This window comes from Ideonella aquatica, assembly GCF_018069755.1.
Lineage (GTDB): Bacteria > Pseudomonadota > Gammaproteobacteria > Burkholderiales > Burkholderiaceae_C > Ideonella > Ideonella aquatica.
Window position 1 is genome coordinate 1 of record NZ_JAGQDE010000025.1, and the last position, 16,240, is coordinate 16,240.

The window sequence follows — 16,240 nt, forward strand, 5'->3', positions numbered from 1 at the left end:
GGTGTCCATGGTTGCAGCTCCGTTGATCAACGAGGCCAATCGCCTCGCTATTCAACTTCGCACAACCCAATGCCGCGACCACCGTCTCAACGCATCGAGGTCGCCTACCGCGAGAGCGGTTTAGTCCACTTGGGGATCGCGGACCGTTGACACTGCCACTTACACTGCGGCAAAGAAGACACCATGCTGGTGCATGCGAGGGATTCCAGCGTGTCACCGGCGGCGGTGGCTCATCCTGAAGTAGCCATGATTCCGCATTCTCTGGACCATTTGCTGTCGCGCCAACGCACCCTGATGCTTCAGGGTCCGATGGGCGACTTTTTCGCGCGTCTGGCCCAGACGCTGCGCAGCAACGGCCAGGCCGTCTGGAAGATCAACTTCAACGGCGGCGACGACCTGTTCTTCAGCGGCACCGACGTGCTGCGCTTTCACCAGCCGGCCGCCTACTTCGCCGAGTGGTTCGCCCACCTGCTCGATGACCTGCAGCCCGACACCCTGGTGCTGTTCGGCCAGTCGCGCCCGCTGCACGCGATGGCCATTCCGCTGGCCCGCGCCCGCGGCCTGGCGGTGTTCGTGTTCGAGGAAGGCTATGTCCGCCCCGACTACGTGACGCTGGAGCAGGGCGGTGTGAACGCCGCCTCCACGCTGCCGCGCGACGCCGCCTACTACCGCGCCCGCCTGCCCGAAACCCTGCCGGCGCCGCAGCCCACGCACCAGACCTTCGGCCAGGTGGCCAAGATCGCCATCCGCTATGCGCTGGCCTGCCGCGCCGAGCGCCGCACCTACCCGCACTACCGCCACCACCGCGAGATCGACACCGTCGCCGAGGGCCTGCGCTGGGTGCGCGGCTGGGCGCGCAAGCACTGGCACCACTGGCGCGAGCGCAAGGACTCGGCCTTCCTGGCCGCGCCCGAGCAGCACAAGCGCTTCTTCCTGGCGCCGCTGCAGGTGTGGAACGACAGCCAGATCGTGGTGCATTCGCGCTACGGCGAGATGGGCGACTTCATCGACGAGGTGCTCAGCTCCTTCTCGCTGCATGCGCCCGCTGACACGCTGCTGGTGTTCAAGCACCACCCGCTGGACCGGCCCTACTCCGACTACACCGCCTCGATCGCCCGCCGGGCTGAGGAGTTCGGCGTGGCCGACCGCGTGCGCTACATCCACGACCAGCACCTGCCCACGCTGCTGCGCCAGGCGCGCGGCGTGATCACCGTGAACAGCACCACCGGCCTGCAGGCGCTGTTCCACGGCACGCCGGTGATCACGCTGGGCGATGCCGTCTACGACGTCGAAGACCTGGTCTTCGACGGCGAACTCGACGACTTCTGGAAGAACCCGGGCACGGTGGATGCGGCGCTGTTCCACGCCTTCCGCAACCACCTGGTCACCGAGACCCAGCTCAACGCCAGCTTCTACGCTGACACGCCGGGCCTGCCGACCTACGCGATGTCGTCCAGCACGGCGCTCAGCCGCCGGCTTGAGGCCACCTCGCCGATCCCCAGGGCGCGGCCCCAGTCGGCCGCCTGATCGGCGCCGATCTTCCCCACGTTGAAGTAGCGCGCCTCGGGGTGCGCCAGGTAGAAGCCGCTGACCGACGCGGCCGGCGTCATCGCCATGCTCTCGGTCAGGTCCATGCCGATGGCGCGCGCCTGCAGCAGCGCGAACATGTCGGCCTTGATGCCGTGTTCCGGGCAGGCCGGGTAGCCCGGCGCCGGGCGGATGCCCTGGTAGGCCTCCTGGATCAGCTGCTCGTTGCTGAGCTGCTCGTCGGCCGCGTAGCCCCACAGGTCGGTGCGCACGCGCTGGTGCAGGCGCTCGGCAAAGGCCTCGGCCAGGCGGTCGGCCAGGGCCTTGAGCATGATCGATGAGTAGTCGTCGTGCGCGGCCTCGAACTCGGCCAGCTTCTTCTCGATGCCGATGCCCGCGGTCACCGCGAACAGGCCCACATGGTCGGGCTGCACGCCCAGTGGCGCGACAAAGTCAGCCAGCGATCGGTTGGGGCGGCGCACGCCGTCCACCACCGGGCGCTCGCCCTGCTGGCGCAGCGGGCGCCAGCGCAGCACCGGCTGCTGGCGGGCGGCATCGGCAAACAGGGTGATGGTCTCGCCGTCCACGGTGTTGGCCGGGTACAGGCCGATCACGCCATGGGCCTGCAGCCAGCGGCCGTCGATCAGCTTTTTCAGCATGGCCTGGGCGTCGGCAAAGACCTTGCGTGCGGCCTCGCCCACCACCGCGTCATCGAGGATGGCGGGGTAGCGGCCGGCCAGGTCCCAGGTCTGGAAGAAGGGCGTCCAGTCGATGCACTGGGCGATCTCGGCCAGGTCGTAGGCGCGGAACTCGCGCCGGCCGATGAACTTGGGTGCGGCGGGCGGCTGCGACCAGTCCAGCTGGGCGGCGTTGGCGTGGGCCTGGGCAAAGGGCAGCAGCGGCGCCTTCTTCTTGCCGGCGTGCAGCGCGCGCACCTGGTCCTGGTCGGCGCGCAGATCCGCCCGGGTGGCCGCGCCGCGTTCGTCGGACAGCAGGTCGGCGCACACGCCCACGGCGCGTGAGGCATCGGGCACATAGACCACCGGCCCGCTGTAGTGCGGGGCGATCTTGACGGCGGTGTGGACGCGGCTGGTGGTGGCGCCGCCGATCAGCAGCGGCGTGCCGCGCGCGCTGAACCAGGGGTCACGCTGCATCTCGGCCGCCACATGCTGCATCTCCTCCAGGCTGGGCGTGATCAGGCCCGAGAGGCCGATGATGTCGGCGCCCTCGGCGCGGGCTTTTTCGAGGATGTCCTGCGCGGGCACCATCACGCCCATGTTGACGACCTCGAAGTTGTTGCACTGGAGCACGACGGTGACGATGTTCTTGCCAATGTCGTGCACGTCGCCCTTGACGGTGGCAATCACGATCTTGCCCTTGGGCCGCACGTCGGCCCCGGCGTCCAGTGCGGCCTGCTTCTCGGCCTCGATGTAGGGCAGCAGGTGGGCCACCGCCTGCTTCATCACGCGCGCGCTCTTGACCACCTGCGGCAGGAACATCTTGCCGGCGCCGAACAGATCGCCCACGGTGTTCATGCCGGCCATCAGCGGGCCTTCGATCACGTGCAGCGGCCGGCCGCCGCTGGCGCGGATGGCCTGCCAGGCTTCCTCGGTGTCGGTGTCGATGAACTCGGTGATGCCGTGCACCAGCGCGTGGCTCAGGCGCTCGTTCACGCCGTGCTGGCGCCAGGCCAGGCGGGCGCTGTCGTCCTTGGCCGCGCCCTTGACCTGCTCGGCCACCTCCAGCAGACGCTCGGTGGCGTCGGGGCGGCGGTTGAGCACCACGTCCTCGACACGTTCGCGCAGGTCGGCATCCAGCTCGTCATAGACGCCCACCATGCCGGCGTTGACGATGCCCATGTCCAGCCCCGCCTGGATGGCGTGGTACAGGAAGACGGTGTGGATGGCCTCGCGCACCGGCTCGTTGCCGCGGAAGCTGAAGCTCACGTTGGAGACACCGCCCGAGACCTTGGCGCCCGGCAGGTGCTGCTTGATCCAGCGCGTGGCCTCGATGAAATCGACCGCGTAGTTGTCGTGCTCCTCGATGCCGGTGGCGATGGCAAAGATGTTGGGGTCGAAGATGATGTCCTCGGCCGGGAAGCCCACCTCATCGACCAGGAGGCGGTAGGCGCGCTCGCAGATGGCGGTCTTGCGCGCGAAGGTGTCGGCCTGGCCCTGCTCGTCAAAGGCCATCACCACCGCGGCCGCGCCATAGCGGCGCACCAGCGTGGCCTGGCGCTTGAACTCGGCCTCACCCTCCTTCAGGCTGATCGAGTTGACGATGCCCTTGCCCTGCAGGCACTTCAGGCCGGCCTCGATGACCGCCCACTTGGACGAGTCCACCATGATGGGCACGCGGGCGATCTCGGGCTCGGAGCCGATCAGGTTCAGGAAGCGCACCATCGCCGCCTGCGAGTCCAGCATGGCTTCGTCCATGTTGACGTCGATGACCTGGGCGCCGTTCTCCACCTGCTGGCGGGCCACAGCCAGCGCCTTCTCGTACTCGCCCGCCAGGATCATCTTGGCGAACACCCGCGAGCCGGTGACATTGGTGCGCTCGCCGATGTTGACGAAGAGCGAGCCCTCGCCGATGGCGATCGGCTCCAGGCCGGACAGGCGCATCGGGGGCGGGGTGGGGACAGCGTTCATCGGCATCAATGGGCAGGCGGGCTCACCCGCATAAAGGTCGGGCGAGCGTGGTTGTTGGGCCCCAAGCCTGACAGCACCCGGTCCTGTGGCAGGCCGGCGCGCTGCTGCAACGCTCCTTGGAAGCGGGCAATTTTAACGGAGGCCGATGCGCACCCGGATGGACGCCGCCGCCACGCAAGGTAAGGTCGCAGGCTGACCATGACCGACCCCGCCGCACCCCAGCTGATCAGCCGCTCGATGGCCGATGAACCGGTCTGGGCCGAATGCGCCGCCGACCTGATGCGGCGCGCCGAGGGCCTGGTCGGCCTGAGCGCGCTGGATGCGCACTGCATCGTCTCCTACACCCGCCTGCTGCGCTGCGCCGAAGGCCAGGTGCTCACGCGCGAGGGCGAGCCTGCGGGCGACGGTTTCATGCTGCTGGTGCTGTCGGGCGAGGTGACGGTGGAGACCATCGTGGCCCGGCGCGACGAGCCGGTGGTGGTGTCGGTGGCCGGTCCCGGCCATTTGATCGGCGAGACCGCGCTGCTCGATGGCGGCCCGCGCACGGCCACCTGCACCGCCACCGCGCCGGTCATCGGCGCCGGCCTCAGCCGCAACGCGCTGCAGCGCATGATGCGCGCCGAGCCCGAGGTGGCCGCCAAGCTGATGGCCGGCGTAGCCCACCGCATGGCCCAGCGCCTGCGCGACCTGACGCGCCAGCAGCGCGTCTACCACCAGTTGGTGAGTGCGATGCAGGGCGAGGTCGATGAGCTGCAGCGTCAGCTGCAGCAGGTCATGGACGGCGCCGCACGGCGCACGGCTCAGCGACGCGAGGACTAAGGCGACGCTGAACAAGTCGCCGCGGATGGGCGCGCCCTGATTCGGGATGGGCTGCAAGGCGCACACCACAGCCATAGCTCGGGCTATGGCGAGGATGTGCAACGCCGCAGACCGCCCGAAGCAGGGATGCGCACGCCGCGAGGGACTCGTTCAGCGTTGCCCTAAGCCACCGCCTGCGCGACCAGCCGGCTGAACGGCCGGCTGGCCAGCGCGCGCGGCTGGTAGCGGCCCACGCGTTGGGCGATGGCGGCGATGTGCGCCGGCGTGGTGCCGCAGCAGCCGCCGACGATGTTCAGGAAGCCCGCCTTGGCGAACTCTTCCATCAGGCCGCCGGTGACCTCGGGCGTTTCGTCAAAGCCGGTGTCGCTCATCGGGTTGGGCAGGCCGGCGTTGGGGTAGCAGCTGACGAAGGTGTCGCCGGCCACGCGGCCCAGCTCCTCGATGTAGGGCCGCATCAGCGTGGCGCCCAGCGCGCAGTTCAGGCCGATGGCCAGCGGCCGCGCGTGGCGCACCGAGTGCCAGAAGGCGCCCACCGTCTGGCCGCTGAGGATGCGACCCGAGGCGTCGGTGACGGTGCCGGAGATGATCACCGGCAGGCGCTCGCCGGTGGCCTCCATCAGCTCATCAAGCGCAAAGATCGCGGCCTTGGCATTGAGCGTGTCGAAGATGGTCTCGACCAGGAACAGGTCGACCCCGCCCTCCAGCAGCCCCTCGGCCTGCTCGCGGTAGCTGTCGCGCAGCTGGTCGAAGCTGATGTTGCGCGCGCCGGGGTCGTTGACATCGGGGCTGATGCTGGCGGTGCGCGGCGTGGGGCCCAGCGCGCCGGCCACGAAGCGCGGATGATCGGGCGTGCTGTAGCGATCCGCCGCCTCGCGCGCCACGCGGGCGGCGGCCACGTTCATCTCGCGCGCCAGGTGGCCCAGGGCGTAGTCTTCCTGTGCGATGGAGGTGGCGCCGAAGGTGTTGGTCTCGATGATGTCAGCCCCGGCGGCCAGGTACTGTTCGTGGATCTCGCGGATCACATCGGGCCGGGTCAGCACCAGCAGGTCGTTGTCGCCCTTCAGGTCTTTCGGGTGATCGGCCAGCGCGGCATGGCGGAAGTCGGCCTCGCCCAGCTTGTAGCGCTGGATCATCGTGCCCATCGCCCCGTCGATGATGACGATGCGCTGGGCAAGCAGCGCCGGCAGGGCGGCGCCGCGGGTGTAGGCGGGGGCAGGGGTGGTCATGCCCCGATTGTAGGAAACCCGCACCCCGGACCTGTCGACGCCGGGCTTTACCTGGCTTCACCCGGCATCGACGCTGGCGCAAGCCCAGGCGGCCAGACTGGCGCCATGAATCGACGATGGCACACCGTGGCTGCCCTGGGCAGTCTGTTGACGAGCGTGGCCGTGGTGGCCCAGCCGATGGGGGGGATGGGTCCGGGGCGAGGGCCTGGTGACGGCCCGCCCGGCGCACGGGGTCCGGCCCGCGCTGAACGCTCGCTCGACGAGATGCTGCCGCCTGATCCCTGGCGGCTGTGGCTGCAGCGGGTGTCGCTGGAGCGCGGTGCGCTGACCACCCGCCCGGAGCAGACCGCGGTGGTCGACGCCTTCGTGCAGGCGCTGGAGACGGTGCAGCGGCTGTCCGCCCAGCGCCAGCGACAGTTCACGCAGCCGCCCGCGCCGCCACCGCCCATGGGGCTGGACCTGGCGCGCGAACTGCACGCCGAGGTCGACGACGCCCGCGTCTGGACCGACGCCCTGGCCGCGCTGGAGCGTGGCTGGCGTGCCGCTGCCGATGTGCTCGACGGCGGCCAGCGTGCGCGCCTTGAGGGCGCCTACCTGGCAGCGTTCGCGCCCCAGCCTAGCCGAGACCGATCGGCGCCGGCGCGCGATTGAGGATCTGCTGGAACAGCGGCCGGTAGCCGTCCTCGGGTTCATGGCCGGTCAGCGGGTCCTTGTTGGCGGCGAAGGCGGCGTCCAGCGCGGCCCAGTCCTCGGCACTGAGGTGCTCGAGCGCGGCGGGCAGCACCTCGCTCTCCTCCACAGCCATGTGGCGCAGGTAGTTGTCGATGTAGCGGTCCACCGCCTGCTCGAAGGCGGCGCGGCGCGGCTCGCCCATGACCTCGTAGGCCAGCAGCAGGTGCGCCAGGTCGCGCACCGCGCGCTCGCCGAACTCGTGGTCGCGGTCCAGCCGGTCCAGCGTGTCCTTCAGGGCCGGGACGCGCTCGCGCAGCTTGGGGAACAGCAGCTCGCTTTCCTTGGTGTGGTGCAGGCGTTCGGGGAATTCGTCGATATAAAACAGCATCGCGCGCACCAGCGCAAAGTCGGGCGGACGGCCTTCGCGGCGCGATTGCGCCAGCAGCAGCGGCAGCGACTTGAGCATGGCCGCCAGGGCCTGGTGCTCGTCCTTCATGATCGTCAGCGACAGGGGCTTCACGGTGTTCTCTCCAGCGGTGATGGCCGGAGATTGACAGCACACTGCCGACGTGGCCTTGAGTCAGGTCAAGGCTCAGGGGCTGAGCGGCCCCGCTGCAGGGCCTGGCGATCGGCCTGGCGTGGCGCGAAGGCGGCCTGCAGCGATGCCATCAGCGCCTCGGCCTTGGCGCTGTTGTCCTCGCCCAGGTTGCAGACATAGGCGTCCAGCGTCACCGCGCCCAGCTCGGGCCAGGTGTGTACCGCCAGATGCGACTCGGCCAGCAGCACCACGCCGGTCACGCCGGCCGGGCCGCCGCCGGGTGGCGGCGCAAAGCGGTGAAACAGCTCACCCACCGCCTGCAGCCCAGCTTGTTGCACCGCGCGCAGGCACAGCGCACGCAGCGCGGCGGGGTCGTGCATCACCGGCGCGGCCGGGTCGCAGCCACGCAGGTCGGCGGTCAGGTGCAGGCCTTGCATCGGGCCGATTATCAGGGCCGATAAAATGCCGGGTTCACCCTCCCCATCCCCCTCGGACGCGCCATGCCCGCCACCACCCCCCGCAACGATCACCCGCTGATGGCCCAGGCCATCCGCGCCCTGGCGATGGACGCCGTGCAGCAGGCCAATTCCGGCCATCCCGGCGCGCCCATGGGCATGGCCGAGATGGCCCAGGCGCTGTGGACACGGCACCTCAAGCACAACCCGGCGCAGCCGCAGTGGGCCGACCGCGACCGCTTCGTGCTGTCCAATGGCCATGGCTCGATGCTGATCTACGCACTGCTGCACCTCAGCGGCTATGCGCTGCCGATCGAGCAGCTCAAGGCCTTCCGCCAGCTGCACAGCCTGACCCCGGGCCACCCCGAGGTGGACGTCACCCCGGGCGTGGAAACCACCACCGGCCCGCTGGGCCAGGGCATCACCAACGCGGTGGGCATGGCGCTGGCCGAGAAGCTGCTGGCGTCCCAGTTCAACCGCGACGGCCACACCGTGGTGGACCACCACACCTATGTGTTCATGGGCGATGGCTGCCTGATGGAAGGTGTCAGCCACGAGGCGATCGCGCTGGCCGGCGCCTGGAAGCTGAACAAGCTGGTGGCGCTGTACGACGACAACGGCATCTCGATCGACGGCCAGGTGGCGCCCTGGTTCATCGACGACACGCCGGCGCGTTTCAAGGCCTGCGGCTGGAGCGTCATCGGCCCGGTCGACGGCCATGACGTGGACGCGGTGGACGCCGCGATCGTCCAGGCCAAGGGCAGCGCTGACAAGCCCACGCTGATCGTCTGCAAGACCCACATCGGCAAGGGCTCGCCCAACCGCGCCAACACCGCCAAGGCGCACGGCGAGCCGCTGGGCGCCGAGGAAATCCGCCTGACCCGCGAGGCCATCGGCTGGACGGCCGAGCCCTTCGTCATCCCGGCCGAGATCAAGGCTGCCTGGGACGCCACCGACCGTGGCGCCGTGGCCCAGGCCGAGTGGGAGAAGCGTTTCACCGCCTATGCAGTGGCGCACCCGGACCTGGCGGCCGAGTTCCTGCGCCGCATGGCCGGCGAGCTGCCCGCCAACTTCGCCGAGATCGCCGTCGAGGCTGTGGCCAGCGCCCACGACAAGGCCGAGACCGTGGCCAGCCGCAAGGCCAGCCAGATCGCGCTGGAGACCTTCACCGCCCAGCTGCCCGAGCTGCTGGGTGGCTCGGCCGACCTGACTGGCTCCAACCTCACCAACACCAAGAGCACGCCCCACCTGCGCTTTGACGCCAGCGGCGCCGTGGTGAAGAACGAGGCAGGCTTGGGTGGCCGCCACATCAACTACGGCGTGCGCGAGTTCGGCATGGCCGCCATCATGAACGGCATTGCGCTCCATGGTGGCTTCATTCCCTACGGCGGCACCTTCCTGACCTTCAGCGATTACAGCCGCAACGCGATCCGCATGGCCGCGCTGATGAAGCGCCGCGTGATCCATGTCTTCACGCACGACAGCATCGGCCTGGGCGAGGACGGCCCCACCCACCAGAGCATCGAGCATGCCGCCAGCCTGCGCCTGATCCCGGGTCTGGACGTCTGGCGCCCGGCCGACACCACCGAGACCGCGGTGGCCTGGACCATGGCGCTGGCCAACAAGAACCGCCCCAGCGCGCTGCTGCTGAGCCGCCAGAACCTGCCCTACGCGCCCAAGACCGACGCCGACGTCATCACCCGCGGCGCCTATGTGCTGGCCGACCCGACCGAGGTGGGCATGAGGCGCAAGCCTGTGGCGGTGATCATCGCCACCGGCTCCGAGGTGCAGCTGGCGCTGCACGCGCAGGCCGCGCTGGCCGACCTGAAGATCCCGGTGCGCGTGGTCTCGATGCCCTCGACCAGCGTGTTCGACCGCCAGGACCGCGCCTACAAGAAGGAGGTGCTGCCGCCCAAGCTGCCGCGCATCGCCATCGAGGCCGGCGTGACTGATTTCTGGTGGAAGTACGGCTGCGACGCCGTGATCGGCATCGACCGCTACGGCGAGTCGGCCCCGGCCAATGTGCTGTTCCCGCTGTTCGGCTTCTCGGTCGAGAACCTGGTGCAGACGGTGCGCAAGGTGCTGGCCAAGTGATGCGGGTGCGCGCCTGGGCGGGCTGGCTGCTGGGTGCCGTGCTCGGCCTGCTGGCGCCGCTGCACGCCTGGGCGCAGGACCGCATGTCGGTGCCCTCGCCCTACTTGCAGTGCCTGACGCCGGATGGCGCCACGCGCGGCGACCCCGAGTATCCGTTCATCGCCTTCAAGACCGGCGCCACCGGGCGGGTCAAGGTGGCGCTGAGCTTCGACTCGCCCACCAGCCGGCCGCAGGTTGAGGTGCTCGAGAAGGAAGGCGGGGCGGAGTTTGTGGACGCCGTGCGCGATCACGTCAAGGCGTTCCGCTTGCCGTGCCTGGCGGCAGGGGGCGTACCGGCGCGCCTGCTGTTCGAGTTCGTGTTCCAGCCGGACCGGCGTGAGCCGATCTTTCTGGGGGCGCAGGACACCGCTGACGCCAGGTGGCAGCAGCAGGCGGCGTGCATCAAGCATGTGTCCGGCGCCCAGAAGCCGGACTACCCCGAGTTGCTGAGGCTCAAGGAGATCCAGGGACGCGTGCGGGCCCAGTTTCAGTTCACGGCACCGGACCAGCCGCCCCGCGTGCAGGTGTTCGGGCGGCCCGCCAACAAGGCGCTGATGGACGTGGTGGCCGACTGGGGCCAAGGCCTGCGCGTGCCCTGCCTGGAGGGAACACCGATCGAGGTCGGCTTTTGGTACGTCTTCATCCTCGAGGGCGATGCCTACGGCTTCAAGCCGGGCCTTCGCTTCATCGAGCTGCTGTCTCTGGTCAATGGCATCGAGCGTCAGACGGTCAACATCGACACCACCACGCTGGGCTGCCCGTTTGACCTGCGTCTGAGGTACCAGCAGCCCGATCGCAAGAATGCCGTGGCACAGCTTGGCAATGCCCAGGCTTCCCGCCGAGAATTCATGGCTTGGCTCGAGAGCTGGCAGTTCAAGCTGTCGGCCAAGGACCTGGACCGCATCTATGGCGACGCCGTGACCTTCACCGTTCCCTGTCTCAAAATCAATCTCACTCCCAAGGAATCGACATGACCATCAAGATTGGTATCAACGGCTTCGGCCGCATCGGCCGCATGGTGTTCCGCGCCGCCGTCCAGAACTTCGCCAAGGACGTGCAGATCGTCGGCATCAACGACCTGCTCGAGCCCGACTACCTGGCCTACATGCTGAAGTACGACAGCGTGCACGGCCGCTTCAAGGGCGAGGTCTCGGTGGACGGCAACCACCTCGTGGTCAACGGCCAGAAGATCCGCCTGACCGCGGTGAAGAACCCGGCCGAGCTGGCCTGGGGCGACGTGGGTGCCGACATCGTCATCGAGTCCACCGGCCTGTTCCTGACCAAGGAAACCGCCGAGGCCCACCTGAAGGCCGGTGCCAAGAAGGTGATCATGTCGGCGCCGTCGAAGGACGACACCCCGATGTTCGTCTACGGCGTCAACGACAAGACCTACGCCGGCCAGGCCATCATCTCCAACGCCAGCTGCACCACCAACTGCCTGGCCCCGGTGGCCAAGGTGCTCAACGACAGCTTCGGCATCAAGCGCGGCCTGATGACCACGGTGCACGCCGCCACCGCCACGCAGAAGACCGTGGACGGCCCGAGCAACAAGGACTGGCGCGGCGGCCGCGGCATTCTGGAGAACATCATCCCCAGCAGCACTGGCGCGGCCAAGGCGGTGGGCGTGGTGATCCCCGAGCTGAACAAGAAGCTCACCGGCATGGCCTTCCGCGTGCCCACCAGCGATGTGTCGGTGGTGGACCTGACGGTGGAGCTGAACAACGAAGCGTCCTACGCCGACATCTGCGCCGCGATGAAGGCCGCCTCTGAGGGCGCGATGAAGGGCGTGCTGGGCTACACCGAGGACAAGGTGGTGGCCACCGACTTCCGCGGCGAGTCCTGCACCTCGGTGTTCGATGCCGAGGCCGGCATTGCGCTGGACAAGACCTTCGTCAAGGTCGTGGCCTGGTACGACAACGAGTGGGGCTACTCGAACAAGTGCCTGGAGATGGCCCGCGTCATCGCCGGCTGATCGGCCTGGCGCACGCAGGAAAGCCCGCTTCGGCGGGCTTTTTTCATGGCTGAGTGCAGGCTTGCACACGGCAACATCCCGGCAATGTCCTGCGCCCTAGACTCGCGGGCGAGGAGAAGCACATGGCGATGATCAAGGGACGGACCTTTCTGCTGGCCGGGCTGCTGGCGCTGAGCACCGTGGCCGGCGCGGCCGAACAGGGGCCGCTGCGCGCCACCGCCACCGCGGCGGCCCGCAGTGAGCAGGCCCGGGTGATCGTGCGCTACCGCGAGGACAGCAGCGTCGTGCGCGCTGCCGCCGCGCGCGGCCAGGACCAGGCGCAGCACGCCGGCACGCTGGGCGCGCGCGTGGGCCTGAGCCTGCGCGATGGCCGGGCGATGGGCCAGCGCCAGCAACTGGTGCAGGCCAGCGGCCTGAGCTCGCAGGCGCTGGCCAAGCGTCTGGCCCAGGACGCGCAGGTGGAGTGGGCGGTGCCCGACCGCCGTCGCCGCGCCAGCTTCGTGCCCAACGATCCCTTCTTCGCCAGCGGCCAGTCCAGCCCGATGCCGCCGGCCGGTCAGTGGTGGCTGCGGCCCTTTGACGCCACGCTGGTGTCGGCCACGCGCAGCACCGTGGCCTGGGACACCACCCGCGGCAGCGGCGTGGTGGTGGCGGTGCTGGACACCGGTGTGCGCAGCGAGCACCCCGACCTGGCTGGCCGTTTCCTGCCGGGCTACAACATGATCTCGCCCGACAGCGGCGGCTGCCTGACCGGCAACGGCTCCTGCCGCAACGCCGATGCCACCGATCCCGGCGACTGGGTCAGCCAGACCGACGTCAACAACCACCCCAGCCTGTTCGACAGCAGTTGCCTGGGCGACAGCAGCTGGCACGGCACGCAGGTCTCGGGCATCGTCGGCGCCGGCACGAACAATGCGCTGGGCGTGGCGGGTGTGGCGGGCAGCGCGCAGATCCTGCCGGTGCGGGTGCTGGGCAAGTGCGGCGGCTATGACTCGGACATCATCGACGGCATGCGCTGGGCGGCCGGCCTGACGGTCACCGGCGCTCCGGTCAACCCGAATCCGGCGCAGGTGATCAACCTCAGCCTGGGCGGCAGCGGCGCCTGCGGCAGCGCCTACCAGCGCGCGATCAACGAGGTGCTGGCGCTGGGCGTGACCGTGGTGGTGGCGGCCGGCAACGAGGGCGATGCGGTGGGCGCGCCCGCCAACTGCACCGGCGTGGTCGCCGTGGGCGGTCTGCGCCATGTGGGCACCAAGGTGGGCTACTCCAGCCTGGGGCCGCAGGTGGCGATCAGCGCGCCGGCGGGCAATTGCGTCAACGAGAGCGGCGCCTGCCTGTACCCGATCGTCACCACCGCCAACGACGGCGCCACCACGCCCGGCAGCTCGATCTACACCGATGCCTTCAACTACTCGGTGGGCACCAGTTTCTCGGCGCCGATCGTGGCCGGCACGGCGGCGCTGATGAAGTCGGCCAATGCCTCGCTGACCGGCACGCGCATCCGCACCCTGCTGCGCGCCACCGCGCGGCCCTTTCCCACCACCGGCGGCGATGCCAGCAGCGGCGTCTGCCACGCGCCCAACGGCATACCGCAGGACAGCGAGTGCTACTGCACCACCAGCACCTGCGGCGCCGGCATGCTCGACAGCGCGGCGGCGGTGGCGGCCGCGCTCAGCGACGTGGCCGCCAGCATCAGCGCCTCGCCCAGCACGGCGGTGGCGGGCGCCCGCGTGACGCTGTCCAGCAGCGGCTCCAGCGTGGGCAGCGGGCGCAGCATTGCCTCGTATGCCTGGAGCATCACCGGTGGCGCCAGCCTGGCCAGTTTTGTCAGCGCCACCAATGCCGCCAGCGCCACGCTGGACACCAGCGGCGCCGGCACCGTCACCGTGAGGCTGACGATCACCGACGACCTGGGCCACAGCGGCAGCAATACGCTGGCGCTGACCGTGAGCGAGTCGGGCCTGCAGGCGGCGATCAGCGCCACGCCCAGCGCGCCCGAGGTGGGCGACAGCGTGGCGCTCAGCGCCGCCGGCAGCACGGTCGACAGCGGGCGCAGCATCGCGGCCTACCAGTGGGAGATCGTCGACGGCGGCACGCGCGCGGCCTTCAGCGGCAGCACCACTGGCGCCAGTGCCACGCTCACCACCAGCGCGGCGGGCACGGTCACGCTGCGCCTGACGATCACCGACAGCCAGGGCCTGTCGTCCAGCGTCCAGCAGACGCTGAGCATCACCGCGCCGCCGGCCGCGTCGTCGGGCGGCGGGGGCGGCAGCACCTGGCTGTTCGGGCTGGGCCTGGGCCTGGCCGGGCTGGGGCTGCGGCGCCGACGCTGATCGCTTCAGTCCGTCGGCACCCTCGCCGATATCCGGTCAGACCCACTGACCGGATGACCGGCATGCCTGACCTTGTTCCACGCCTGCGCCCCTGGCTGGGCGCCGTCGCCTGCGGCCTGCCGCTGCTGGCTGCAGCGGCCCCCACGGCGGCCCCTGAGGCCTTCATCCTGCGCCTGCGCGACGCGCCGGCACACACCGAGCTGAGTCCGCCGCAGGACCGCCGACAGGCCAGCGTGGCTACGCGCAGCCAGGCGCTGCGCCTGGCCCAACGACGCCAATGGCAGGCGGTGCTCAGCGGCAGCGGCCTGGACGCCGAAACCGGCTGGCGCCTGGAGCCGGTGGGCCGGGCCTCGTGGCGGCTGGTGCCGGGCCACCGCCTGAGCGCCACCGAGGCGCGCCGCTGGCAGGCCGCGCTGGCCGCCCAGCCGGGCCTGGCCTGGGTGGAGCCCGACCGCCGCGAAAGCCGCCTGCAGGCCCTGCCCGACGACCCGCTGTACAGCGAGCAGTGGTGGCTGCACCCGGCCGGCGGCGCCAATGCCAACGCGGCGTCCGAGCGCCGCCGCGGTGCCCCGGGTTTCCAGACCGCCTGGGCCCGCCTGGGCGCCGGCAGCGGCCCGGTGGTGGCGGTGCTCGACACCGGCCTGACGCCGCACCCCGACATCGATGCCAGCCGCGTGCTGCCCGGCTTTGACATGGTCAGCGACTGGGACAGCAGCGTCGCCCGTGGCCTGGCCGCCGACGGCAACGGCCGCGACAGCGACCCCACCGACCCCGGCGACGCCGTCACCGACAGCGAGCGCAGCGCCGACCCCACCCGCTACGCCGGCTGCAGCAGCAGCGCCAGCAGCTGGCACGGCACCGCGGTGGCAGGCCTGCTGGCGGGCCACAGCCGCGACGCCAGCGGCGGTGCCGGCGCCTACGACGGGCTGCGCCTGCTGCCGGTGCGGGTCTCGGGCCAGTGCGGCGCCAGCCTGCGCGACATCGTCGACGGCCTGCGCTGGTCCGCCGGCCTGACGGTGTGTCAGCGCTGGGCCGATGCCCAGGATCCGGGCTCGGGTTGCGCTGAGTGGGCGCCCACCAACCCCTACCCCGCCAAGGTGGTCAACCTGAGCTTTGGCGCCCAGGTGGACTGCGGCTCGGAGTACCAGGCGGCGATCGACGAGCTGTGGGCGCGCGGCGTGCTGGTGGTGGCCCCGGCCGGCAATGCCCACGGCGCCCCGGCCCGGCCGGCCAATTGCCGCCATGTGGTGGGCGTGGCCGCGCTCAACCGCGACGGCTTCAAGGCCAGCTACTCCAACTTCGGCAGCGCGCTGGCGATAGCCACCGTGGGCGGCGACGACAACCAGGGCCTGTGGGGCGCGCTGCTGGCCGATCCCGGCCTGCTGGGCCCGACCAACGAGGGCCTGGACCGCGCCGCCAACCCCGGCTGGGGCACGCACTACGGCAGCAGCTTTGCGGCGCCGCTGGTCTCGGCGACGCTGGCGATGATGCTGGCGGCCGACCCGCAGCTCAGCGCCGCGCAGCTGGTGGACGGCCTGGGCCGCAGCGCGCGGCCGCATGTGCGCTCCACGCTGATCGGTGCCTGCAGTGTCGACAACCCGGGGCGCTGCCTGTGCAGCACCGCCAACTGCGGCGCCGGCATCCTGGACGCCGACCAGGCCCTGGCCTGGGCCCAGGCGCAGGCCGCCGGCAGCTCCTGGCAGGCGCCGAACTGGCCCACCGAATGGCTGGACACCGACGAGCTGCGCCAGGCCGTGGCGCTGGGCCCCGACCGCGAGCCCACCGCCACCACCGGCAACGGCAGCGGCAGCGGCTCGGGCAGCCCGGCGGGCGGGGGTGGCGGCGGCAGCACGCCGTGGTCGGCGCTGGGCTTGCTGGGCGCGGCGCTGGCGCTGCGGCGGCGCCGCTGAGGCGGGT

Annotated in this window: 12 protein-coding genes and 1 riboswitch; of the genes, 8 read left to right on the forward strand and 4 right to left on the reverse strand. The window is 70.5% G+C overall.

Annotated features, from left to right (window positions below; all coding sequences use genetic code 11):
* Positions 1-246: 246 nt before the first annotated feature.
* Positions 247-1,527, forward strand: coding sequence for a capsule polysaccharide biogenesis protein (locus KAK06_RS19990; protein WP_210803926.1), 1,281 nt, complete (start codon positions 247-249; stop codon positions 1,525-1,527).
* Here KAK06_RS19990 and metH read toward each other — a convergent pair.
* On the reverse strand, positions 1,440-4,175 hold the full coding sequence (metH, locus tag KAK06_RS19995) for a methionine synthase (protein WP_247653006.1): 2,736 nt from the start codon (positions 4,173-4,175) through the stop codon (positions 1,440-1,442). The two genes, KAK06_RS19990 and metH, sit on opposite strands and share 88 nt — an antisense overlap.
* 36 nt (positions 4,176-4,211) lie before the next feature.
* A riboswitch (S-adenosyl-L-homocysteine riboswitch) is annotated at positions 4,212-4,299 on the reverse strand.
* A gap of 74 nt (positions 4,300-4,373) precedes the next feature.
* Here metH and KAK06_RS20000 point away from each other — a divergent pair.
* Positions 4,374-4,994 carry a Crp/Fnr family transcriptional regulator gene (locus KAK06_RS20000; protein ID WP_210803929.1) on the forward strand — a complete coding sequence of 207 codons (621 nt, stop codon included), beginning with the start codon at positions 4,374-4,376 and terminating at the stop codon, positions 4,992-4,994.
* 161 nt (positions 4,995-5,155) lie between these two features.
* Here the strand turns inward: KAK06_RS20000 and KAK06_RS20005 are convergent, their stop codons facing one another.
* Complete coding sequence (locus KAK06_RS20005; RefSeq protein ID WP_210803931.1) at positions 5,156-6,220, reverse strand: homocysteine S-methyltransferase family protein; 1,065 nt, start codon at positions 6,218-6,220, stop codon at positions 5,156-5,158.
* Positions 6,221-6,325: 105 nt separating this feature from the next.
* Between KAK06_RS20005 and KAK06_RS20010 the strand changes: the two genes are divergently transcribed.
* Complete coding sequence (locus KAK06_RS20010) at positions 6,326-6,871, forward strand: hypothetical protein (RefSeq protein WP_210803933.1); 546 nt, start codon at positions 6,326-6,328, stop codon at positions 6,869-6,871.
* Here the strand turns inward: KAK06_RS20010 and KAK06_RS20015 are convergent.
* Positions 6,837-7,412 carry a hemerythrin domain-containing protein gene (locus KAK06_RS20015; protein ID WP_210803934.1) on the reverse strand — a complete coding sequence of 192 codons (576 nt, stop codon included), beginning with the start codon at positions 7,410-7,412 and terminating at the stop codon, positions 6,837-6,839. The genes KAK06_RS20010 and KAK06_RS20015 overlap by 35 nt on opposite strands.
* A gap of 65 nt (positions 7,413-7,477) precedes the next feature.
* The gene (gene speD, locus KAK06_RS20020) at positions 7,478-7,867 is read right to left on the reverse strand and encodes an adenosylmethionine decarboxylase (RefSeq protein WP_210803936.1); all 390 of its coding nucleotides are present in this window, start codon (positions 7,865-7,867) and stop codon (positions 7,478-7,480) included.
* Between the two features lie 63 nt (positions 7,868-7,930).
* Between speD and tkt the strand changes: the two genes are divergently transcribed.
* The 5 genes from tkt (at position 7,931) to KAK06_RS20045 (ending at position 16,233) form a co-directional block, all read left to right on the forward strand.
* On the forward strand, positions 7,931-9,979 hold the full coding sequence (gene tkt / locus KAK06_RS20025) for a transketolase (protein WP_210803938.1): 2,049 nt from the start codon (positions 7,931-7,933) through the stop codon (positions 9,977-9,979).
* Positions 9,979-10,992, forward strand: coding sequence for a hypothetical protein (locus KAK06_RS20030; protein ID WP_210803939.1), 1,014 nt, complete (start codon positions 9,979-9,981; stop codon positions 10,990-10,992). Before tkt ends, KAK06_RS20030 begins: the two co-directional genes overlap by 1 nt.
* The gene (gene gap, locus KAK06_RS20035) at positions 10,989-11,990 is read left to right on the forward strand and encodes a type I glyceraldehyde-3-phosphate dehydrogenase (RefSeq protein WP_210803940.1); all 1,002 of its coding nucleotides are present in this window, start codon (positions 10,989-10,991) and stop codon (positions 11,988-11,990) included. Before KAK06_RS20030 ends, gap begins: the two co-directional genes overlap by 4 nt.
* Before the next feature lie 122 nt (positions 11,991-12,112).
* Positions 12,113-14,323: a S8 family peptidase gene (locus tag KAK06_RS20040; protein WP_210803942.1), complete on the forward strand. Its 2,211-nt coding sequence runs from the start codon at positions 12,113-12,115 to the stop codon at positions 14,321-14,323.
* A gap of 62 nt (positions 14,324-14,385) precedes the next feature.
* Positions 14,386-16,233 carry a S8 family serine peptidase gene (locus tag KAK06_RS20045; RefSeq protein WP_210803943.1) on the forward strand — a complete coding sequence of 616 codons (1,848 nt, stop codon included), beginning with the start codon at positions 14,386-14,388 and terminating at the stop codon, positions 16,231-16,233.
* Positions 16,234-16,240 lie beyond the last annotated feature (7 nt).

What these genes read in the sequence shown, in the direction of transcription:
- KAK06_RS20045 (WP_210803943.1), top strand. Translation starts at nt 14,386, where the DNA reads ATGCCTGACCTTGTTCCACGCCTGCGCCCCTGGCTGGGCGCCGTCGCC.
- gap (WP_210803940.1), top strand. Translation starts at nt 10,989, where the DNA reads ATGACCATCAAGATTGGTATCAACGGCTTCGGCCGCATCGGCCGCATG.
- KAK06_RS19990 (WP_210803926.1), top strand. Translation starts at nt 247, where the DNA reads ATGATTCCGCATTCTCTGGACCATTTGCTGTCGCGCCAACGCACCCTG.
- KAK06_RS20010 (WP_210803933.1), top strand. Translation starts at nt 6,326, where the DNA reads ATGAATCGACGATGGCACACCGTGGCTGCCCTGGGCAGTCTGTTGACG.
- KAK06_RS20005 (WP_210803931.1), bottom strand. Translation starts at nt 6,220, where the DNA reads ATGACCACCCCTGCCCCCGCCTACACCCGCGGCGCCGCCCTGCCGGCG.
- speD (WP_210803936.1), bottom strand. Translation starts at nt 7,867, where the DNA reads ATGCAAGGCCTGCACCTGACCGCCGACCTGCGTGGCTGCGACCCGGCC.
- tkt (WP_210803938.1), top strand. Translation starts at nt 7,931, where the DNA reads ATGCCCGCCACCACCCCCCGCAACGATCACCCGCTGATGGCCCAGGCC.
- KAK06_RS20030 (WP_210803939.1), top strand. Translation starts at nt 9,979, where the DNA reads ATGCGGGTGCGCGCCTGGGCGGGCTGGCTGCTGGGTGCCGTGCTCGGC.
- KAK06_RS20000 (WP_210803929.1), top strand. Translation starts at nt 4,374, where the DNA reads ATGACCGACCCCGCCGCACCCCAGCTGATCAGCCGCTCGATGGCCGAT.
- KAK06_RS20040 (WP_210803942.1), top strand. Translation starts at nt 12,113, where the DNA reads ATGGCGATGATCAAGGGACGGACCTTTCTGCTGGCCGGGCTGCTGGCG.
- metH (WP_247653006.1), bottom strand. Translation starts at nt 4,175, where the DNA reads ATGAACGCTGTCCCCACCCCGCCCCCGATGCGCCTGTCCGGCCTGGAG.